Raw genomic sequence first — 19,136 nt, forward strand, 5'->3', positions numbered from 1 at the left:
GACAACCGATGGAGACAGCCATGCGCAAACCGCGGGACTTCGACGCAGAACTTCAAGCCCTGGAAGAAAAAGCGCGAGAGCTCAAAACCAGAAAGGTGCAGCAGCTTGGCGAGCTGGTGATCGCCACCGGCGCCGATCAGCTCAGCGCGGACGAACTGGCGGGCGCACTGGTCGCAATCACTGAGACGAAAGACACGGCAAAGCGTGAGGCATGGGCTAAGCGTGGGGTGATGTTTTTCGAGAGCAGGTCCCGGCGAACTGCTTCGGCATCTCAGCGCAACCCTCGCGGCGCTCCAGCGCAATCGGGCAGCGCGCAATCGCCGGCAGGCGGCACAGGCTCGCAATGACATGAGAACATGGCAGGTGGAGCGTCGCAAACGCACCCGACAGCTGATCGAGCTTGGCGGTCTCGTCCTCAAGGCAGGCATTGTCGAGCTCACCAATGACGATCGCGCAATCATCTACGGCGCGATGCTCTGGATCGCCGCGAAGCTGCAGGGCCATGACGGTAAGCATGCCCGGGAGCTTTTGGCCGCGAAGGGAAAGCAGGCATTCGATGGTGAACGGCGTGAAGAGCAGATGGACTGGCGAACATAGCCACAGTTGGCGAGCAGCGGCCAGTCCGAAGTCGGAACAGCAAACTTCCGCCGGTGTGCCAGCGCCGCAGTCAAGCGCTTGCGCAGGAAGCTTTCGCGATCTCCTCGCGACCGCCGACAATCTTCTCTCGCGAGCCTTGATCCTGATCATATAGAGCGCAAGGCTCGCGTTGGCGACGCTCGTCAAAGCGGGCGCTGCCCTATGAGCGAACTTCAAAATCCAGATCGTGCCCTCGAAACCTCCCACGCCCTCCAGATTCGATCATGCACACTGCGCATTGATACAAACTCTATAGCCAGGGTGAGAGCCAGCGGCATTGCTCTGCACAGCTGGAACGGGCGGAAAAGTGAAGGAAGCTCCTCGCTTTAGATGAGATAGGCAAAAGCATCCCAGCCGATGGGACAACAGAAGCGAAACTTACTCTTGTCATGTTGCGCAAAAGAGGTGGATTTACGAAGAAACGTACTATTTGCGCCGTGGGCAGGCTAGAAAAATCAAACGTCGCTCAATTCATCCGATACAAAAAAGGGAAATCATATGACCACTGCTCTCGAGCAAGGCAACAAACTGGATACCGTGTCGATAACGGCTGACATTGTCGCCGCCTATGTATCGAACAATCCAGTACCGGTTGGCGAGTTGCCGAAACTCATCGGCGACATCCATGCCGCCCTGAATGGCATCGGCACGCCGGCGGTAGAACCTGTGGTAAAACAGGACCCGGCAGTTTCGATCAAGAAATCGGTGACACCTGACTTCATCATCTGTCTGGAAGACGGAAGGAAATTCAAATCGCTCAAGCGGCACCTTCAGCACTTCAACCTGACCCCCGACGAATACCGGCAGAAATGGAACCTGCCGTCCGACTATCCGATGGTGGCGCCGAACTACGCGGCTACCCGGTCGGCTCTGGCGAAATCAATAGGGCTCGGGCGCAAGGCGGCGACGCCCACGTCTGCCGCGGCGGAAAAACCAAAACGGGCTACTCGTGCGGCGGCAGCGGCGACGACTGCGGCGGCCATGAAGTCGCCGCTGAAGAAGGTCCGCAAGGCGCCGGCCAAAGCGTAACGCGCTGCACCTAGCGGACGTGCCAAGTTGTATAGGACCTGAACATGGCAAAGCCCCGCCTTGCGGCGGGGCTTCGTGTTTTGTCGGGTCACTCTGCGGCGCGGCGTGACCAGATGAGCGAGAACTCACCCTCGGTGTCGGTCTCGACCAGGCTCGCATAGATCGGAGCGGGGAAGCTGGGATCGTCGAGCTTGACCGAGTGGTAGTCGCGTCCCTCGCGCGAGGTCTTCTTCCATGCCGCCCCGAACTCGGTGGCGCCAGCGAAGATGCGGAAGTCGGGACCCTTTTCATTTTCGCCATCCGTCGGAGCGAACGTTACCGTCTTGACGTTGAGATTGAGGGTCTTGACCGAGCCGGAGAAGCCGTTCGCGGTGCGGGAGAAAGTGCCGATCGTAGCCATGGTGATGTTCCTTTGTGTTTTCTCGGGCCGCGCCCATCGCGGCCTCGATGGTGGACGTGAGACCGGAAACGATCGGTCTGCATCCCGAAGGGGCTGAAACGAAGTGGAAGACGGCGACGCGAGGCTTTCTTGGACCGTGAGGAATGGACGCGCAGCGGACAGGGGAAGAAAACGCAGCGCCGACGTTGCGAGAAGACGATCGAGACGGAGTGAAACGAAGACGGTCTTCGGTCAGACCCAATCCATTCGAGGACGCCTTGGGCGTGGCCTGGAAAGAATACCCGGAAGGAACGCCACATTGGCTAAGATCAGTCAGGGCCATTGTAGCTTGCGCCCTGCGCTTCTGAATTTCGGCCACAGACCTTCCTCACGCGCCAGGGCGGTGTTGGTCCTACTCCTAACCGGTGAAGAAGGGACGTCCGATTTCCCTAATCTTTGGGCTGAATCGTCATCGCGTTCAGGGCGGCTCCGAAGGCGACCAATTGATTGCTGAGGGCAGCACTTCTAAGCCGACAGATGCCGACGATTTCCTATAGATGCGCCACACCTGATCCTCCACCGCATGGCCGAATGTTCCCGCTGCGGTCACGCCGACGCGCGGTGAGGCATTGCTGGAAGGTCGGATTCACGCCGGGCGTCTGACGCCGAGGTGATGCGCTGCGTGACTTTCCCGATAAGAGTGGTGGAAATTCCCGGTTCGACCATTGGTTTGGAGGTGCATCCCGAGCATCTGCCGAAGCGCTTGATGATCCACAAGCCGATGAAGATCGACGGCAAGGTCGTCTGGCACACAGAGAGATTTCGAGGATAGGACATGGCCAGGTCGAAAGGTTCGCAGCAATTATCACAGGCTGAAATTGAGCGCTTTGCGACGGCAGCGGAGGCACTGCACTTAAGTATCATCAGCCGTTTATATCGCCCCATAGCGACGACTACCGGCAGACGCGCGTCCTGCATGAGGTGCTGTTGAAAGCCGTGCGGGAAGTCACCGGGAAGGAAGTGGCGTTCATCCAGTGGAACGGGACAGGGCCGTCCAAGCCGTAGCGTGGCTCTAGCCGTTTTCGCAGCCGATCCCATCGCCGTCGCGGTCCAGATCATAGATATCCCTGCCGACAACAGTGACCGGGCCGCGTACATAGGCGGACCATTGCCCTTTCCGGAGGAGCAATCGACGTCGCTGGCGATTGGAACGCAGGCTCCCGCGTAGTTTGGGTCGCACGCGTCTTCGGCATGAGCGCAGCCGATGAAAGATGCCACACCAAAAGCGACCGCGCCTACACGACGGGAAGCCGCCGGCTGGATCCTTATCCGAATCAGCGCTGTATCTCAGTCGTCTATCTCTTCGCCTTCATCGTCTTCGTCCGAACCGCGAGACGGGTCTTCGACGAAGGTTTGGCAACCCTCATTAAATGATTGGCTGTTTGAGCTGCAGTCGCTGTCGTTGGAAATCTGATTTTGCTCAGCCCAGTCGTAGCCAGCTTTATGCCCGGAACAATCTTCGGTGCAGTCATTTCCTCCGAAAGTCCCCTGCGCATGACATGGCGTGGCTGATGCCGCCGCAAGCATCAATGTGCCCAAGTGGAACAGCCTTCGAATTCTCATCTGCGCCCCCCCATGGTGAGCAACGCTGCTATCCAGGCGCCGCGAATATGCCTACTCGCACGAACCCAAATCACGCAATTTGGTCCTGATATCAGTGGCAGTGATACTCGCCAGTCTTGTGGTTGGTATGGCACCCATTGGCATCGGTGCCGCCGCCGTGTGCGAAGGTATCCACCGAAAATGCCAACATGGTCAAAGCCGCCATGGCGGCAAGAATTGTGGATTTCATATCGCCCTCCCAAGATAATTCGGACAGAAGAGCACTATCGTGGAGTTAGCACAACTGGCTGATTGCAAATTACCTACTGGTTAAGTGCCGATGTTCAATATCCAATATTGCTCCCGCGCATCAAGATCGGCCGATGAAATGGCGAGCGACGGACTTAGACGCCCAATTGCGCGGCCATCTTTTGCGTGGCCGCCGTTGTCCGGTCAATGCCGCTGGTGATCGACAGCAGATGTCGTTTCGTCGAAAGAAATTCGGAGTCGCTGCAATCGGCCACAGCGCGCTTGAACAGGGCTCGCATGGCGATGAGCGCGACCTCGCCGTTACCAGATCACAGACCAGCGAGGCATCTGTCGGCGCAAGTTGATTTGCGACGGCCTTTCGGATCGCAAAGCTTCGCGAACTCGGCTTTCTCAAAGCGGGTCAACGGCGCGGCGGCGGAAAATCAGGGGATTTGGGATTGGTCTTGGCCATGACTTCTGTACACGATTCAAAAATCATTCTTCGCCGCAAAAAATTGCCGCATGCCGCATCTGTGGTCGTTCGTCGACACGCAACCGACATGTCCCTCCGTCGCGCAGTCGCTGTGGTAATGGGGGTGCCACCGCCCCGGCGGTCACAACGGCCTGTGGCGAGTGTCGATCAGCCTGGCTGACTCATAGCAGCCCGAATGCCATTGCGGTGAGAAAGGCCACCACTAGCACCACCAGGACCCCAATAATCAGCCAGACGGCGCTCTTGGCGTCCATTTAGACCCTCAACTGTCGGTTCCATTGATCACATAGCGCGACGCGAAGACGCTCACCAGTCACTGTGACTCCAGCGGATACGCGTCCTGGGCGAACTGACGGGCGTTTGTGGATAGGGACTACTGTGGGAGCGTGGGTTCGAAAAGTGGGAATATTCGCGCGCAAAAGGCCGGCCGGCTTACCGGCCTGTCGCGCGGTCAGTCTCAACTGGTTGCCGGCTTGGATGTAGGCGGCTCACGGCGAGCGAGCAGCTTGTCGATCCGCCTTCCATCCATATCGAGGATCTCGAAGCGCCAGCCCTCGTAGTCAAAGTGCTCACCGGCTTCCGGCAAGTGCCCAAGGCTTGACAAGGCGAACCCAGCGATCGTGTGAAAATCCCCTTCGGCAGACCCCGATCGGAATCCTAGGCGAGCGAACGCATCGTGCGCCAGCATCATTCCGTCGATGAGCAAGGACCCGTCATCGCGCTCGATGACATCAGGGTCCTCATTGTCCAGGTCAGGAAGGTCGCCTGCGATGGCTTCGAGCAGATCGGTCTGGGTGACGATCCCCTCCAGAGCGCCATATTCGTCGATGACGATCGCCAGACGCACCGGCGTCCGCTTGAACTGATCGAGTACACGGAAAATCGGCGTTGCCTCGTGAACGATCAAAGGTTCTCGGATGACCGCCATCGGGTCAAGCGTTTTGCCGTCGAGCACCTGGTCGAGAAGGTCCTTCTTCAGAATCATGCCAAGCGGTTCGTCTATCCCCCCACGGCCGACCAGAAGCTGCTCATGGCGACATTGCCGGATGGTGCGCAGAATCTCGTCAGGGATGTCGTCGGTATCGATCCAGTCGATATCGCGTCGCGGTGTCATGATGTCGGCAATGCGCCGATCGCCGATGTTGAAGACACGCTCGACCAGTTCCTGTTGCGTCTGATGAAGGAGCCCTGCCTCCTGGCTTGCCGCCACGAGCAGCTTCAGCTCTTCGGGCGAATGCAAGGACTCCTCGCCTGTGCCCGGACGCAGACCGCACAGACGCAGCACCAGATTGCCGAGACCGTTGAGAACAAGAATCGCCGGCCTGAGCAGGAACAGGAACAGACCGAGAGGGCGGACGACCCGAAGTGCCGTGCTCTCGCTGCGCTGGAGCGCCAGACTTTTCGGCGCTAGTTCACCCAGGACAATGTGTAGCGCGGTTATGATGATGAAGGCGATTGCGACGGCAATGGTGTGCGAAGCTGCCGTGGCCAGCGACCCCATCACTCCCAAGAGGAGTGGCTCGATCAGATGAGCGAGTGCAGGCTCGCCGACCCAACCGAGCGCCAGCGATGAGATGGTGATGCCGAGCTGAGTTGCTGCAAGGTTCGCATCGAGATTCACCAAAGCCCGTTGAAGGAGGCTGGCGTTCGAGCGTCCAGCTGTAGCCAATTCGTCGACGCGGCTTCGTCTAACCGCGACCAGCGCAAATTCGGCGGCGACAAAGAAACCGTTGGCGCCTACGAGTAGGAGAACCAACAGAATTCCAAGAATGTCGCGTAGACTACCATCGTCCGCAGGCATGATATCCTCTTTATGAAACAGCCACTCTCATCTCTCAAGCGCGTATGCCGTCGTGAAACCGCCGTTGGCCATCATTGCGGAGCGATCACCGCAGCTCCGCCTCTGACAATCAGGGGCAAGATAGCCAAATCCGCGCTGAGTATCCTACCCCCGCAAAAAATCCGCCGGCGCGAACCGGCGGGCCAGAAATCGGATAGAAAAAGAACCGGTCATGCCGGCCGAACTAAATGTGGCGTCTGGGTAGTCGAAGTCAATGGACCCGCCGCGTAGAGATCGCCTTTGATCCAGTGATTTAGCAATATCACCGCGATGCCGGCGAGGATCGCCAGCGCTATCATCCAAATGATCTTCTGACGGTCGCTCAATGTTCTAAACCCAAACCCGAACCACGCGTGCCGGCACTTAATGGCACGACGTCGTTAATTGCAATGTGATCCCTATGAGAATCGCTGTGGCCTTGGCGGTCGGTCAAACTTTCTCATTTCGACGAGATTTGCCAGACAGCCACGCCAGTAAGAATAAGGCCGGCGGTACCTTCGATAGTTCGCGATATCACATCGAACAGGCGCGGCCGACGGTCGAAGAAATGCACCAGCCGTTCCCGAAACAGGATCGACAGAACTGCCACGCAAGACAACGTCAGTGCCACGCCGGCCATCATGGTGATTGCAAAGAGTATGCCCGCGACCGGAACACCTCTTGAGATCGCGAAGGTCATCGCGAAGAGCGTCAATGGACATGGGATCAGGCCGGCCATGACGCCCACAACCTCGCCTTCATGCTGATGGTGATGACCGTGGCTGAGCGCCCGCCAAAGCATCCACAGACCAATTAACCCGAGCAGGCCACGACTGACATCCTCCAAAAGCGGCGCCCGGCCGACGCTGCCCAGCGCAATCGAGACCAATGGCAACGAGAGGGCTGCAATCACAACGGCAATCGTGACATGGGTGAAGGAGAGTGTCAGCGACACCAGTAGGCCGCGACGGATGCTGGCATCCGATCCGGCCAAATAGGTAGCCAGCACGGCTTTGCTGTGTCCGGGTGTCAAAGCATGCGCAGCTCCGAACAGGACACCCATCGGCAGGAAGGCAGTGAACGCCAGCCAGTCGCCCCCGGCTGACAGCAATTTGATCTGTTCGGCGAGCGCCAAGTATATCGTGCGTTGAAACTCGACCAGGGTTTGGAAAAACACGTTCTATCCGTTCCGCCGCTTCAACCGCACGTCAATTCAAGGCGTGTCGCGAATATCTTGCCGAGATCGGTTCCGGTCGGATCGCTGAAGAAGGCATCCGTCAATTTCGTCTGATTCTGTGCGATTGCGGTATTCGGATCGGGGCGGACGACTGCCCTCGTGCAATCTTTCGGTAGGCCAGCCACGGCGATCTTATCGTCATCGGTGAAATCGATCGCGGTGTAGAAGGTCGGATCGTAGACGCCGATGCTCACCTTGCCGGCGAGCGCCAACGTGTCTTTCGGCTGCGTCTCGAATTGGATGACGAGTTGATTGTTCTCGTAGCTAGTGACCAGCCTCGCCGGCGGCGTCATCGCCACGTCCTTGCCTTCCACAGTGACCATTTGGAAATAATTGTATTCTTCCAGTGAGGCATGGATGGTGAGGGCGGCGGCGTCGAGTTCTTCGGCGTCCAGAGTAAGGTCGGAATTCTTGTCGAACTCCATCAGCACCGTCGAGGAGAAGAGCTCGTCGAACCGCCAGAGATGCTTGAGCGACTTGACCGACTTGTCAGCGCCAACCGTTAGGTCCAAACGGGCTTCCGCGAAGACATGAGGATGAGCGCCGACCGCGACGGTGGAGGCGAGCAGGAGCGCCATGCCAAAAATCGTGCTGGTCAGTCGCATTTGCGCTCGCTTTCTCGTCATTGCGCGCCAACCGAGTGATCTGGCAGCGCAAGCAGGCTAAATTGGGACGCGGCCCGCGAAGCCTTTTCAATCATCGACGATCGAACTTGCTATGATGGCGTTCGCTGTGCTCCGAACGGCTGGCGACGTCAAATGCACGAGCTGCTTGCGATTGCCCGCGATCAGTATGAACAGCCGGGAAACCTGCCTGCCCTTCCTCTCCTCGCCGATTTTTTCGGCGTCGGTGCGGTGGAAGAACCGTTTTTCAAACTCGGCGCGGTCGACATCGAAAAGCTTGAGCGAGCAGGTCTGGACGGACCTGCCGTCCATGGTAGCCCTGGTCACCGCGACCATCGTTCCGGCCGGAAGGTCGTCGCCGGTGACCTGCCATCCGCGGAACGCCTTCATGGCATCCACAGGAGCAAGTGCCGCGCCGTCGACGAGCGGCGTCCATCCGCGCGTCTTTGCCAATGTCGCGGTTCGCTCGAAGTCGGGGCCGTGCGCCAGGCATGTCGCGTGGAAGGCATCCAGCGCCCGGTCGACGCCATCGGCATGCGCAAGCGGTGATGCCAACCATGCGGCCGCAAGCGTCAAGGACAAGTAGGTCTTGGGCATTCGGTAGACTCGCGTATCGAAGCAGGCCGGGATAGCCAATCGGCAAGATAGCGCCGCGGCGGCTACGCACGCAATGCAGCGCGGCCCGCGACTACCGGCCCGCGCGTGTTCCTGGCGGCGGCGCGCCCGGTCCGGTCGCCGCGGCATGCCGCGCTCAGGCAGGCAGGATCTTGTCCGTGGTCGCGCGCACATAATCGAGGTTCATGGTCCCGACGGCGCCGGTATCGTCGACCCTGAAGCCTGTCTCGACCAGTAGAGTTCCGACCGCATTCATGTCGATATGCCCGTGCCGATGGAGCCTCGGCAATCTGGATTCGTGCAGCGGCCTTCCGAAGTCGATCAGCAGCAGTCGGCCTCCCGGCTTCAGAACCCGCTCCGCTTCACGGAAGAAGGTCGATCGGTCGGGTTTCGGCAGGTGATGCAGCATGAGCGTACCGATCACGATGTCGAATTGGCCATCCTCGAAGGGAAGTTCCTGGGCCGTCGCCTGGACGAAGGTAAGATCAACGCCGGCTCGCGTAGCCTTGACGCGCGCCCTCTCGACCATTTCGACCGATGCGTCGACGCCCGTGACGCGTCCGACCGCTCCGACCAACCGTCTCGCGGCTATGGCAAGCGTGCCCGTACCGCAGGCGACATCGAGCATCGCCTCGCCGGGCTGGAGCCTTGCCAGACGCAGCATGAATTCACGGAACCGGTCCTCGCGGCCCCAAGTCAGGACGCGCGCAAGCAGGTCATAGCCGACCGCCCTATGCAGGACGATGCCGATGCCCCTTTCGCCGGCGCCATGCGCGCCGGCAGTCCGCATGTGATGGAAGCCGCCCCAGAGTGCGAATGCCGCGACCGCAGCGAGGATGAGGCCGTGGACTGCAGCCGTCCAAGCACCGGCATTGAGATAGCCGTCCCCGAAATGAAGCATTAGTAGAAAACCGCTGACCAGCGACAGTTTGACGAGCACGGCAAGCATAATAACACCCTTTCGCGAATGCTGTCCGTTTCCAGCCCGATGACCAAATTGGTGCATTTCCTTTTGCCTCCTCGTCCGTTTCCGGAGTGCTCAAGGCATTCTTGAGCTTCTGGACTCGGCGTATCATACTGGACAGATTGTCCATTAGCGCTGTTGCTGGACAACGGACCGCTGAACGTTCCAAACCGCACGGTGGAAAGAGCAATGACCATTAAAATCGAGCGGCCCGACGACAGGGGTACGATCGACCGTCGTGTCGCGCGCACGCGCGCCATGCTGCAGGACGCGCTGATTGCTCTGATCCCAGAGTGCGGCTATGCGGCTCTCACCGTGGAAGACATCTGCCAGAAAGCTGATGTCGGCAGGTCGACCTTCTATACGCACTATGCCGGCAAGGACGAATTGCGCAGCGCGGCCCTTGAGGCGCATCTGCTGTCGCTGAGCAGGCGCGTGTCGGCAGACGAAAAGACAGGCAATCGCCTGTTCGAATTCAGCCTGCCGATGTTCGAGCACGCGCGGGCGTTCCGGTCGCTTCACAAAGCGCTACTTGCGAGCAGCGGCGACACGATCCACGATCAATTGCGTGAACGCATACGGCGCGCAGTGCGAACCGAACTGTCTGGCAAGCGGATCGGCGACGCGGGCGTGCCGCTGGAATTCGTCGTCCAGTTCATATCGGGAGCCTTTCTCTCGGTGCTTGCCTGGTGGATCGCCGAGGACTCCAGCCTATCGCCGGCCCAGGTCGACGACCTGTTCCAGCGGATGGCGGGTTCAGCTCTTCCGGGGCGGTCACCCTAGCAAGACCTTCCAAATCCAGATCTCGCGCCGGTTGAGGCTAACGTTCCTCGGGCGGCCGAATCTTGCGAAACGTCATGAGCAAAGGATTTCGTAGATGGTGTTCAAGCCACCGGCGACGAGAATTGGTCAGCCGAAACCGGAAACGGCAAGCAGGGGTCCGGCGACCATCGGACTGACCGCCGAACCGCGTTCGGCCAGAGCCTCACTCGGACCGCCAATCTTCGTCGATTCAAAATCGCATGGCAACGAGTCGAGCTATTTCGGCCGGCGCTTGATCGGGGATGGCAAAGACCGAGCTGACGTTGATCTCACAAAGCACATACGTGTCTTCACCTGACACAGTCCGTGGTCCGTAGAGAAAATCGGCATCCCAAATGATCGGCAGCGACCTGGCATCGACGCCTAGCACAGCCATCATTTGCGGCGTCCACCCGGTTTCCATATTGGTCCGCAGCGACTGAAACGGTTCGGCCGTGGCGGGATGCATTATCCGCGGCCCTGGTTGCGCAGCCTCGGAATCTGGCCCTTCAGGAGGTGGCGGGATTAGGGCCTTGATGAACTGGTGGCCAAAGCCGACCACCTTGTCGGCGCCCATGTAACAGCGGATCATCCCGTCGGGTAAACGCGGTTGGAATGGCTGATCCACGATGCAGCCATCGGGTGTCAAATACACCTCGCAGCGCGCCATGAAATCCGGCAGTGCGAGTTCTTCCGGCGTACTGCCGCGTCGCGCGTGCAGCACCCGAACCGCCGGCTCTCCGCCAGGAAGCGAACCGATCAGCTCGACCTTCCATACTCCCTGGCCGCCATTGCCGCGGTTCTGCTTCAGCACCCGTGGACCGGCCGTTCGAAGCCGCTCCGGAAACGCCTCGCGAAAAGCCTCGGCGGAGCCGTAGAGGTAAGTATCGGTTCCCCATCCGAGATGCTTCGTACGGTGCAGAACTTCCTTCACGCCCATTTTCAGGATCACGTCTGGATGTGCACTCACCCAGGGGCCGCGTGCCGCCACGTCGCGCAGCAGCGGGTCAAGCACCGCACGGGTTTTTCCCTCGTGCAAGGGATCGACCCAGACCAGCACGCCGTCCGTCGCCAGGAGCTGGGTCCGAACCTCCTCGGCAAACTCTTCGTCATAAACGGCCGGTTCGGCGTGAACACCGATCGCAGCGAGTTCCTCGAACACGCGATGAAACCGGTTGTTCTGCGGTGTCGCCGTGCGACGCGCCTCCCGGTCACCGCGCCAGACCAAAGCCACTCGCCTCGTGCCCATTATACCTCGCCTCCTACTTGCTCGCCCATCAGGCAGCCCCGATACGAAATAGACTGCGATGCTCGCATCCGAGCAGAAAGATCGCCCTAGACCGAGCCCGCCGCGACGCCGAAAAGCACGCCCAGGATCGAACATGCCGCTAGCATCGGGATCACGCCGACCTTGAAGCGGAATACCGCCAGCATCGCACCGAGGGTCAGTACGAGAGACGGAATGTTGAGGGAACCGAGGACTGGCACGTCGAGCCTCATGCCCAGCAAGCCGATCTCATGCAAATCGCGAAACAGGACATGAAGCGCGAACCACACCGCGAGGTTCAGGATCACTCCAACCACCGCTGCCGTGATGGTCGACAGTGCGGCTGACAGGGCCTTGTTGCTGCGCATCGTCTCTATGTACGGCGCGCCGAGAAATATCCACAGGAAGCACGGGACGAAGGTCACCCACGTCGTCAGAAGGCCGCCGAGCGTTCCAGCGACCAACGCGTTAAGAACCCCCGGCTCCCGGAATGCTCCCATGAAACCAACGAATTGAGTGACCATGATCAGCGGACCCGGCGTTGTTTCGGCCATGCCGAGGCCATCCAGCATTTCTCCAGGCTTCAGCCAGCCATAGTGCTCGACTCCTTGCTGGGCGACATAGGCAAGCACCGCATAGGCCCCGCCGAACGTCACCACCGCCATCTTGGAAAAGAAGATGGCGATGTCGGTGAAGACATTGCCTTGCCCAAGAAACAGCAACAAGAAAAGGACCGGAACGAACCATAGCAGCAGAAACACCGCCGCAATCTTCAGCGACCATTCGATGGATGGCCGGGCATGCGCCGGCATCCCTTCGCCAAGCGCCGAGTCGACATCATCGACCTGCTTGCCACCAAGCTTGCCATGTCCATTGCCTGGCTGGAATGCGGCCCAACCCATCTTGCCCCCGACGTAGCCGATCACGGCCGCAACCAGGATGACCAGCGGGAACGGTGCATGGAAGAAGAACAGGGCGATGAAGGCTGCCGCAGCGAGGCCGACCATCACATTGTTCCTGAGCGCCCTCCTGCCGATCCGCAGGACCGCTTCGAGCACGATGGCCAGAACCGCCGCCTTCAGGCCGAAGAAGAGCGCCTGGATAGCGCCAACGTTGCCGAAGATGGCGTAGATCCAGCTCAGGACCATGATGGCGACCGCGCCTGGCAGCACGAACAGGATTCCCGCGACGAGGCCGCCTTTGGTCTTGTGCATGAGCCAGCCAATATAGATGGCCAATTGCTGCGCCTCCGGACCGGGCAGCAGCGTGCAGTAGTTGAGCGCATGCAGGAATCTCGTCTCGCCGATCCAGCGCTTTTCCTCAACGACGATCCGATGCATCATGGCGATCTGGCCGGCCGGGCCGCCGAAGCTGAGCATTGCAACGCGGGCCCATACTCGCATGGCGTCCGCAAACGAAATGTCATGGTCGTGGGTTTCGGCCAGAGATGGCGGCGTCGTGACGGACTGCTCCAGATTGGCCATAGTTTGAGTCCCTGCGGTCATCCGCGTTTCTTGCGGAAATACTGATAGAGGTTGTCGAAGACAGGAGCGCCCTGCGCGATCCGCTGTTCGTCGCTCTCGTTCGCCATGGCGATGCCTGCAATCAGACTGGCAATCCCAGTCGCCTCCTCGCGACCGAACTTGTTGTCCTTGAGGTCGATGTCATGGACGATCTCGGCGATGGCCTGGAGTGCCGGATCATTGATGCCGGCGCGGGTAAGCAGAACTTCGAAGCTGCAGCGATCGCCCTCATGGGTGATTTCGCCTTCGAACATGTCGAAGCGCAATTCCCCCTCCTTTGGCACGTATCCCTTGCCCGCTACGAAGCGGATGATCGCGTCAGCATCGATGAACCGGCGGATCAGCCAACTGCAGGCGATGCGGTCGACATGCACGTCCCGGCGCGTGACCCAGATTCGGCCCTTGAGCTCGCTCGGCTCGGCGGCCTTCTTCGGTTCCTTGGTCATGGCCTTGTCCTCTGTAAGCTGTGTTTCAAGTTCGGCGATCAGTCCCTCGATCGTGAGGCGACCGCTGGCACCAAAAAAGTCGATCATCACCACTTCAGTGAGCCGCTTGCGCAAGCGACCAAGTTGCGGACGCGCTTCTGCGTGTTTTTCCGATGTCGCGTCGGCCCCAATCGCTGCAGCCAGCTCGCGCGCTTCCCCAGCGATCTCCGCATAGTCGGCATCACGGGCCGCGTCGAACATCGCCCGCACCTGCGCGTCCGACAGACCGTCGACAAGGCGCGCCTCGCAAATCATGGCCTCGCCGCCGCCGGCGACGATCTCCTTCAGAAGCCATTCGAAATCCTCCTGCATCTCGGCATTCGCCGGCAGGGCGTAAACGGTGCTTTTGACTGCGACCGCGCCGATGCCTTGCAACCGTCGCCAGATCTTCACCCGGAAATAGGCGGGCTTGCTTGGCAGCTGATAAATCAGGAGCAGCCAGCGCTGCTCCTGCGATTGCCCCTCACTCATAAGTGAACCGTATCATGGACTGAATTAGATGCAACACTTGTATCATGACTCATGCGCAAACCATACTAAATGGCCAAAATCCGCAGAGACACCATACTTCAATGCGGGCGAAGCTCATCGTCGGTTGTCGAAGCGCCCCAGCGCACTTCCGGGCGAAGAAAGAAAGCTCATCTGGCGCCCCTCGAACGTCGTCCGGCAGGAATGGAGGCCCCGGAAGTAGTGGCGACGGCACCTTCGTGTACACAGTTACGGACAATCGCATCACACGCCTCGCCATCAAGGCTGGTGTCACCGACAACGGTCGCGTCGAGGTGACCGCGGGCCTTTCGGAAGCGACATCGGTGGTGGCAACCACCCAAGGCGTGCCGCCCCTGAGGACTGCGGTTCAGCCGCAGATGGTTCGCTCCTCGTCCTTGGTGGAATACCCGGCGCAGCTGGGATCGATCCCCTCTCGCCCATAAGTGACCGGTATCAAACGTCTGAGCAAGATGCAACACTTGTATCATTTCTCGTTTGGGCATAACGTGCGCCTGCTCACGGATGGCCGTGCCGCCGAGCGAGGAAATCCAATGCCGCACCAGATCATGCCGCTGCCGTTCAAGCCGCCCAGGCTCGTCGGACTGTCCGAACGCCTGCTGGCCAGCCATTATGAAAACAATTACGGCGGTGCGGTTCGCCGCCTCAACGCTATCGAACAGCGGCTCGATGAACTCGACTGGGGCGCAGCACCCGTCTTCGACATCAACGGGTTGAAGCGCGAAGAGCTGGTCGCGGCAAATTCGGCGATCCTGCACGAGATCTATTTCGATGGGCTCGGTGGTTCCGGCGATGCCGGAGGCGATCTTGCCGCAGCACTGGAGCGCGACTTCGGCAGCGTGGCGGCATGGCGCGCCAAGTTCATGGCTTGTGCTAAGGCGCAGGCCGGAGGCTCGGGATGGACGCTGCTGACCTGGTCGGAGCGCCGCGATCGGCTGACGATTCAATGGGCGGCGGATCACACCAATTGTCTCGCCGGCGGCATGCCGATCCTCGCGCTCGACATGTACGATCATGCCTACCACCTCGATTTTGGCGCCAAGGCTGGCGCCTATGTCGACGCGTTCATGAAGAACATCCATTGGGAGCGGGTTGCCGCCCGCCACCGGCGGGCTGTCGCGCAGCGCGATCCTTCAACAGGACCTGCATCGGACAATAAGGTTCCAACTGTTGCGCCAGAGGAACTGCGGGCCCGACTCGACCAGGGCGAAGATCTGGTCGTGCTCGACGTCTGCCTGGCCGACGATCTGGCAAAACGCAGCGATATGCTGCCGGGCGCCAAGCTCCGCGCTCCCGAGACCATTGCCGATTGGGCCGATGAACTGCCGAGGGACAGGCCTGTCATCGTCTATTGCGTCTACGGCTTCCAGGTCAGCGGCGACGCAGTCGCCGAACTGCGTCGCCGCGGCGTCGATGCAACGGCGCTCTCAGGCGGCATCGCCGCCTGGCACGCCATCGGCGCGCCAACCGTCCCTCTGGTGATGAGCGAAGAAAGGATTGCGTCATGAAATGGGTTACCCGTGAACGCCCGGTCATCGACCGCATCGCCTGCCCCTGGCTGATTGCACGCTTCATCGACAAGGAACCTGATTTCCTGTTCGCGGCACCTGATCAGGTGATCCGTGTTGCCCAGGAAGCGGGCGCGACACCCTACGACGTGCCCGGCGTCGAATTCACCCATGTCGGCGACGGTTGCAGCTTCGACACCTTCGTCTCGAAATTCGGCCTCGATCGCGACCCGGCGATCGTGACCATTGCCGCGATCGTGCGCGGCGCCGACACGGATCGGCACGATCTCACGCCACAGTCTGCAGGACTGCTCGCGATCTCCATGGGGCTGCGGGACGTGACGCCCGACGACCACGAGATCCTGAAGCACGGCTTCGTCATTTACGATGCGCTTTATGCCTGGGCCTCACGACGCAAGGCGGAGACCCATAGCTGGCCACCCGTCACGAAGCCGGCGGCGGCCTGAAGTAGCGGGCAACGAGGGCAGATCAAGTCGGCACTCAAATCACCGGCCGCCGCTCGCCGTCGGCCAGGTGGCAGGCCGCGACCCCGCCATGCGGCACCGAGCGCAACATCGGCTCCTCGGTCCGGCAGACATCGATCGCCACAGGACAGCGGGTGTTGAAGCGGCATCCCGGTGGCGGCGCGCTGGGGCTTGGAGGGTCGCCCGCGAGGATGATTCGGCGACGGCCGGCCTCGATACGAGCATCCGGCGAAGGAACCGCCGAAAGCAGTGCCTGGCTGTAGGGATGGGCCGGCTCGCGAAACAGCGGCCGCGTCACGCCGGCTTCCGCGATGCGGCCAAGATACATCACCGTCACGTTTGAGCAGACCTCGCGCACGATCGCCAGGTCATGCGCAACGATGACGATGGTAAGGCCAAGCTGTTTCTGCAATGATGTGAACAGGTTGACGATCTGCGCCCGGATCGAAACGTCAAGCGCGCTGAGCGGTTCGTCGCAAACCAGGATCGATGGCTTCAGCGCAAGCGCGCGAGCGATCGAAACGCGCTGGCGCTGGCCGCCGGAAAGCGAACGCGGCAGGCGGTCGAGCACGGTCGCTGGCAGCGCCACCAGATCCAGCAGCTCGCCAATACGGCGCCGGCGCTCGGCCGGAGATCCGAGGCGATGGATCTGCAGCGGCTCTTCCAGCGTCTGGTAGACGGTCTGGCGACGGCTCATCGAGCCCAGCGGATCCTGGAAGACGAACTGGACCTCGCGGCTGAACGATTTGCGGTCCGACTTCAGCCACTGGGCGCGATCCCGCCCCGAGATCAGCACCGTACCCTCAGTCTCCTTCTGCAGGCCGACGACGCTGCGAGCCAGCGTGGTCTTGCCACAACCGGATTCGCCAACGATGCCATGGAAGGCACCACGCGGAATGGTCAGGTCGATGCCGTCGACCGCCCGCACGGCGCCTGTTCCGGAGCGGTTGGCGAAATGGACCTTCAGGCCCTTGACCTCAATCGCCGCAATGTCAGCCATGGATTGCTATCCCTTCCCGCCTCAGCACCACCGGGCATCCCACCTTGTGCGGCGTCCCGCCCGTCGAGATCGTCTGGAGCGGCGGCCGATGCACGCGGCATTCGGGCTCAACCAGTTCGCAGCGGGCAGCGAAACGGCAGCCCGGCTCCAGCCTGATCTGGTTCGGCGGCAAACCTGGTATTTCCTTGGTCGCGGCGCGTTCGTCGGCGCGGAAATCCGGTACAGAGGCAAGCAGCCCGCGTGTATAGGGATGCGTCGGCCGCGTCAGCACATCCATCGCGGTCCCCTCCTCCGCCACCTGCCCGGCATAGAGCACCATGACCCGGTCCGCGACCGAGGCGACGACGCCGATGTCGTGCGTGATCAGCACGACCGCGATGCCTTCCTCGCGCTGGATCTGGCGGATGAGCTCCAGGATCTGCGCCTGCACCGTGGCGTCCAGCGCAGTGGTCGGCTCGTCGGCGATCAGCACGCGCGGCCGGCTTGCCAGGGCCAGTGCGATCATGGCGCGCTGCAGCATGCCGCCAGACATTTCATGCGGATAGCGATCGTAGCGGTCTTCCGGGTCAGGGATGCCGGTGCGGGCGAGCAGCGAGACCGCTTCCTTGCGGGCATCCGCATGCGAGAGATTGGCAAAGCGGCGCGCCTGGCGCGCCAGTTGCGGTCCGATCTTCAGCATCGGGTTCAGCGCGCTCATCGGGTCCTGGAAAATGACGCCGAAATAGCGGCCGCGAAGGTCAGACAAGCGCCTGGACTCCATTCCGACCAGTTCGCTCGCTTCGGCTCGGGCCGATCCCTTGATGTCGACGGTGACGCCCTCGGGCAGCAGGCCGAGCGGCCCAAGCGTCATGACGGTCTTGCCCGAACCGCTCTCGCCGACGACGGCGACTGTCTCGCCGGGACGGACGTTGAACGACACCCCATCGACCGCGCGCACGGAAACGGTCGTGGCGTAGAGATCAATGACCATGTTTTCTATGGAGTAGATCGGCTCGTCGCTCATGGCGCGGCTGTTCCCGTTTCGACGGCGTTCCGCTCCGCTTCCTCAACGGCGCGCGCCTTGCGACGCTTGCGCAGCAAACCGCCGCGCACCGGCCTCGGCACCTTTTGCAACGCGAAGGTCTCGCCCAGCAGATTGAAGCTGACCACCACCAAAGTGAGCGCAAGGCCCGGAAGGACGACCAGCCTCGGGTATTCCTCAATGTAGCTCATGCCGTCGACCAGCATCTGGCCCCATTCCGGCGCCGGCGGCGCGACGCCCAGGCCGAGGAAGCTCAGCGTCGCGATGGCCAGGACAAGGGCGCCAGCATCGGCGCTGGCATAGACCACGACGAGGGCCAGGACATGCGGCAGGATATGGCGCACAAAGATCCACAGATGGCTGGCGCCCATCACCCTTGCCGCTTCGATATAGGGCTGTTGCAATTCGGCGGTGACCACGGCGCGGCTCATGCGGGCATAGTTCGCCCACCACGCCAGCGTCAGCGCCGTGATCATCGACCAGTAGCCGGTGCCGAGAATGCCGATCAGCGCCAGCGCGATCACCAAGCTTGGCAGCGCCAGCGCGATGTCGATGAGGCTGATCAACACCAGCTCGACGCGCCCGCCGACATAACCGGCGAACGAACCGATGCTGACGCCGATGGCAAGTGCGGCCACCAGCACGATCACCATCGCCACCAGCGATATGCGGGCGCCGCCGATGATGCGGCTCAGAATATCGCGGCCGAGATAGTCGGTGCCCAGCCAGTGAGCCCAGCTCGGTCCCGCAAGCGTGACGTCGTAGTCTTGCGCGCCGGGATCGTAAGGCATGATCGAGGGACCGAGCACACCGACCGCGACAAAGAAGACGACTGGCAGCAGCACCAGCCAGGGCCAGTCCTTCATGCTCCTGAACAAGGAAGTGTTCATCGG

The 19,136-nt window shown here is 61.0% G+C and carries 21 protein-coding genes and 1 pseudogene; 8 read left to right on the plus strand and 14 right to left on the minus strand.

The window, feature by feature from the left end:
- Window positions 1-20 precede the first annotated feature (20 nt).
- The 3 genes from NLY44_RS15500 to NLY44_RS15510 all read left to right on the plus strand — a co-directional run bounded on the left by NLY44_RS15500 (window position 21) and on the right by NLY44_RS15510 (window position 1,665).
- Window positions 21-347 (plus strand): conjugal transfer protein TraD, encoded by a 327-nt coding sequence (locus NLY44_RS15500; protein WP_023669905.1) that lies wholly within the window; start codon window positions 21-23, stop codon window positions 345-347.
- A 1-nt stretch (window position 348) separates the two neighbouring features.
- Window positions 349-597 carry a conjugal transfer protein TraD gene (locus tag NLY44_RS15505; RefSeq protein WP_023669904.1) on the plus strand — a complete coding sequence of 83 codons (249 nt, stop codon included), beginning with the start codon at window positions 349-351 and terminating at the stop codon, window positions 595-597.
- Between the two features lie 537 nt (window positions 598-1,134).
- Window positions 1,135-1,665 carry a Ros/MucR family transcriptional regulator gene (locus tag NLY44_RS15510; RefSeq protein WP_023669903.1) on the plus strand — a complete coding sequence of 177 codons (531 nt, stop codon included), beginning with the start codon at window positions 1,135-1,137 and terminating at the stop codon, window positions 1,663-1,665.
- Between the two features lie 88 nt (window positions 1,666-1,753).
- Here NLY44_RS15510 and NLY44_RS15515 read toward each other — a convergent pair whose 3' ends face one another.
- Window positions 1,754-2,065: a DUF736 domain-containing protein gene (locus tag NLY44_RS15515; protein ID WP_023669902.1), complete on the minus strand. Its 312-nt coding sequence runs from the start codon at window positions 2,063-2,065 to the stop codon at window positions 1,754-1,756.
- Between the two features lie 814 nt (window positions 2,066-2,879).
- Here NLY44_RS15515 and NLY44_RS15520 point away from each other — a divergent pair.
- Window positions 2,880-3,109, plus strand: a pseudogene (locus tag NLY44_RS15520) (hypothetical protein).
- Window positions 3,110-3,391: 282 nt separating this feature from the next.
- On the opposite strand, the gene NLY44_RS15525 reads toward NLY44_RS15520, so the two are convergent.
- From NLY44_RS15525 to NLY44_RS15555, 7 genes are all read right to left on the minus strand, one after another.
- A complete protein-coding gene (locus NLY44_RS15525) occupies window positions 3,392-3,643 on the minus strand; it encodes a hypothetical protein (protein ID WP_245263712.1) in 252 nt (83 codons plus the stop codon).
- A 115-nt stretch (window positions 3,644-3,758) separates the two neighbouring features.
- Entirely contained in the window at window positions 3,759-3,896 is a 138-nt protein-coding gene (locus NLY44_RS15530) for a YHYH domain-containing protein (protein ID WP_023669898.1), read from the minus strand.
- Window positions 3,897-4,845: 949 nt separating this feature from the next.
- The gene (locus NLY44_RS15535) at window positions 4,846-6,189 is read right to left on the minus strand and encodes a hemolysin family protein (RefSeq protein WP_023669895.1); all 1,344 of its coding nucleotides are present in this window, start codon (window positions 6,187-6,189) and stop codon (window positions 4,846-4,848) included.
- Window positions 6,190-6,667: 478 nt separating this feature from the next.
- Complete coding sequence (locus NLY44_RS15540) at window positions 6,668-7,384, minus strand: HoxN/HupN/NixA family nickel/cobalt transporter (protein WP_023669894.1); 717 nt, start codon at window positions 7,382-7,384, stop codon at window positions 6,668-6,670.
- 20 nt (window positions 7,385-7,404) lie between these two features.
- Window positions 7,405-8,049, minus strand: a complete 645-nt coding sequence (locus NLY44_RS15545) for a DUF1007 family protein (protein WP_460221597.1) — start codon at window positions 8,047-8,049, stop codon at window positions 7,405-7,407.
- An 87-nt stretch (window positions 8,050-8,136) separates the two neighbouring features.
- The gene (locus NLY44_RS15550; protein ID WP_023669892.1) at window positions 8,137-8,664 is read right to left on the minus strand and encodes a hypothetical protein; all 528 of its coding nucleotides are present in this window, start codon (window positions 8,662-8,664) and stop codon (window positions 8,137-8,139) included.
- Window positions 8,665-8,818: 154 nt separating this feature from the next.
- A complete protein-coding gene (locus tag NLY44_RS15555) occupies window positions 8,819-9,631 on the minus strand; it encodes a class I SAM-dependent methyltransferase (protein ID WP_050588535.1) in 813 nt (270 codons plus the stop codon).
- 153 nt (window positions 9,632-9,784) lie between these two features.
- On the opposite strand from NLY44_RS15555, the gene NLY44_RS15560 reads away from it, so the two are divergent.
- Window positions 9,785-10,429, plus strand: coding sequence for a TetR/AcrR family transcriptional regulator (locus NLY44_RS15560; RefSeq protein ID WP_023669890.1), 645 nt, complete (start codon window positions 9,785-9,787; stop codon window positions 10,427-10,429).
- A gap of 229 nt (window positions 10,430-10,658) precedes the next feature.
- Here NLY44_RS15560 and NLY44_RS15565 read toward each other — a convergent pair whose 3' ends face one another.
- The 3 genes from NLY44_RS15565 to NLY44_RS15575 form a co-directional block, all read right to left on the minus strand.
- Window positions 10,659-11,696: a Cj0069 family protein gene (locus NLY44_RS15565; protein WP_031201381.1), complete on the minus strand. Its 1,038-nt coding sequence runs from the start codon at window positions 11,694-11,696 to the stop codon at window positions 10,659-10,661.
- Between the two features lie 86 nt (window positions 11,697-11,782).
- Window positions 11,783-13,198 carry a chromate efflux transporter gene (chrA, locus tag NLY44_RS15570; protein ID WP_031197581.1) on the minus strand — a complete coding sequence of 472 codons (1,416 nt, stop codon included), beginning with the start codon at window positions 13,196-13,198 and terminating at the stop codon, window positions 11,783-11,785.
- A gap of 17 nt (window positions 13,199-13,215) precedes the next feature.
- Entirely contained in the window at window positions 13,216-14,193 is a 978-nt protein-coding gene (locus NLY44_RS15575; protein WP_023669887.1) for a chromate resistance protein ChrB domain-containing protein, read from the minus strand.
- 236 nt (window positions 14,194-14,429) lie between these two features.
- Here NLY44_RS15575 and NLY44_RS15580 point away from each other — a divergent pair, with 236 nt between their 5' ends.
- From NLY44_RS15580 to NLY44_RS15590, 3 genes are all read left to right on the plus strand, one after another.
- Complete coding sequence (locus NLY44_RS15580) at window positions 14,430-14,654, plus strand: hypothetical protein (RefSeq protein WP_031207872.1); 225 nt, start codon at window positions 14,430-14,432, stop codon at window positions 14,652-14,654.
- Between the two features lie 108 nt (window positions 14,655-14,762).
- Complete coding sequence (locus tag NLY44_RS15585) at window positions 14,763-15,737, plus strand: Fe-Mn family superoxide dismutase (RefSeq protein ID WP_023804779.1); 975 nt, start codon at window positions 14,763-14,765, stop codon at window positions 15,735-15,737.
- The gene (locus tag NLY44_RS15590) at window positions 15,734-16,204 is read left to right on the plus strand and encodes a chromate resistance protein ChrB domain-containing protein (protein WP_023669885.1); all 471 of its coding nucleotides are present in this window, start codon (window positions 15,734-15,736) and stop codon (window positions 16,202-16,204) included. Before NLY44_RS15585 ends, NLY44_RS15590 begins: the two co-directional genes overlap by 4 nt.
- A gap of 34 nt (window positions 16,205-16,238) precedes the next feature.
- Here the strand turns inward: NLY44_RS15590 and NLY44_RS15595 are convergent, their stop codons facing one another.
- Genes NLY44_RS15595 through NLY44_RS15605 form a run of 3 tightly spaced genes read right to left on the minus strand, consistent with a single transcriptional unit; the run spans window position 16,239 to window position 19,133 of the window.
- Complete coding sequence (locus NLY44_RS15595) at window positions 16,239-17,222, minus strand: oligopeptide/dipeptide ABC transporter ATP-binding protein (protein ID WP_023804778.1); 984 nt, start codon at window positions 17,220-17,222, stop codon at window positions 16,239-16,241.
- Window positions 17,215-18,225: an ABC transporter ATP-binding protein gene (locus NLY44_RS15600; RefSeq protein WP_023669883.1), complete on the minus strand. Its 1,011-nt coding sequence runs from the start codon at window positions 18,223-18,225 to the stop codon at window positions 17,215-17,217. The genes NLY44_RS15595 and NLY44_RS15600 overlap by 8 nt, the downstream gene beginning before the upstream one ends.
- On the minus strand, window positions 18,222-19,133 hold the full coding sequence (locus NLY44_RS15605; protein WP_023669882.1) for an ABC transporter permease: 912 nt from the start codon (window positions 19,131-19,133) through the stop codon (window positions 18,222-18,224). Before NLY44_RS15605 ends, NLY44_RS15600 begins: the two co-directional genes overlap by 4 nt.
- Between the last annotated feature and the right edge of the window lie 3 nt (window positions 19,134-19,136).

Origin of the sequence: Mesorhizobium sp. C089B (genome assembly GCF_030323125.1) — a bacterium.
Taxonomy (GTDB): Bacteria; Pseudomonadota; Alphaproteobacteria; order Rhizobiales; family Rhizobiaceae; genus Mesorhizobium.

Bases quoted from the DNA above. Each gene is read 5' to 3' on its own strand.
- NLY44_RS15500 (WP_023669905.1), top strand. From the start codon at position 21: ATGCGCAAACCGCGGGACTTCGACGCAGAACTTCAAGCCCTGGAAGAA.
- NLY44_RS15505 (WP_023669904.1), top strand. From the start codon at position 349: ATGAGAACATGGCAGGTGGAGCGTCGCAAACGCACCCGACAGCTGATC.
- NLY44_RS15510 (WP_023669903.1), top strand. From the start codon at position 1,135: ATGACCACTGCTCTCGAGCAAGGCAACAAACTGGATACCGTGTCGATA.
- NLY44_RS15515 (WP_023669902.1), bottom strand. From the start codon at position 2,065: ATGGCTACGATCGGCACTTTCTCCCGCACCGCGAACGGCTTCTCCGGC.
- NLY44_RS15530 (WP_023669898.1), bottom strand. From the start codon at position 3,896: ATGAAATCCACAATTCTTGCCGCCATGGCGGCTTTGACCATGTTGGCA.
- NLY44_RS15535 (WP_023669895.1), bottom strand. From the start codon at position 6,189: ATGCCTGCGGACGATGGTAGTCTACGCGACATTCTTGGAATTCTGTTG.
- NLY44_RS15545 (WP_460221597.1), bottom strand. From the start codon at position 8,049: ATGCGACTGACCAGCACGATTTTTGGCATGGCGCTCCTGCTCGCCTCC.
- NLY44_RS15550 (WP_023669892.1), bottom strand. From the start codon at position 8,664: ATGCCCAAGACCTACTTGTCCTTGACGCTTGCGGCCGCATGGTTGGCA.
- NLY44_RS15555 (WP_050588535.1), bottom strand. From the start codon at position 9,631: ATGCTTGCCGTGCTCGTCAAACTGTCGCTGGTCAGCGGTTTTCTACTA.
- NLY44_RS15565 (WP_031201381.1), bottom strand. From the start codon at position 11,696: ATGGGCACGAGGCGAGTGGCTTTGGTCTGGCGCGGTGACCGGGAGGCG.
- chrA (WP_031197581.1), bottom strand. From the start codon at position 13,198: ATGGCCAATCTGGAGCAGTCCGTCACGACGCCGCCATCTCTGGCCGAA.
- NLY44_RS15575 (WP_023669887.1), bottom strand. From the start codon at position 14,193: ATGAGTGAGGGGCAATCGCAGGAGCAGCGCTGGCTGCTCCTGATTTAT.
- NLY44_RS15585 (WP_023804779.1), top strand. From the start codon at position 14,763: ATGCCGCACCAGATCATGCCGCTGCCGTTCAAGCCGCCCAGGCTCGTC.
- NLY44_RS15590 (WP_023669885.1), top strand. From the start codon at position 15,734: ATGAAATGGGTTACCCGTGAACGCCCGGTCATCGACCGCATCGCCTGC.
- NLY44_RS15595 (WP_023804778.1), bottom strand. From the start codon at position 17,222: ATGGCTGACATTGCGGCGATTGAGGTCAAGGGCCTGAAGGTCCATTTC.
- NLY44_RS15600 (WP_023669883.1), bottom strand. From the start codon at position 18,225: ATGAGCGACGAGCCGATCTACTCCATAGAAAACATGGTCATTGATCTC.
- NLY44_RS15605 (WP_023669882.1), bottom strand. From the start codon at position 19,133: ATGAACACTTCCTTGTTCAGGAGCATGAAGGACTGGCCCTGGCTGGTG.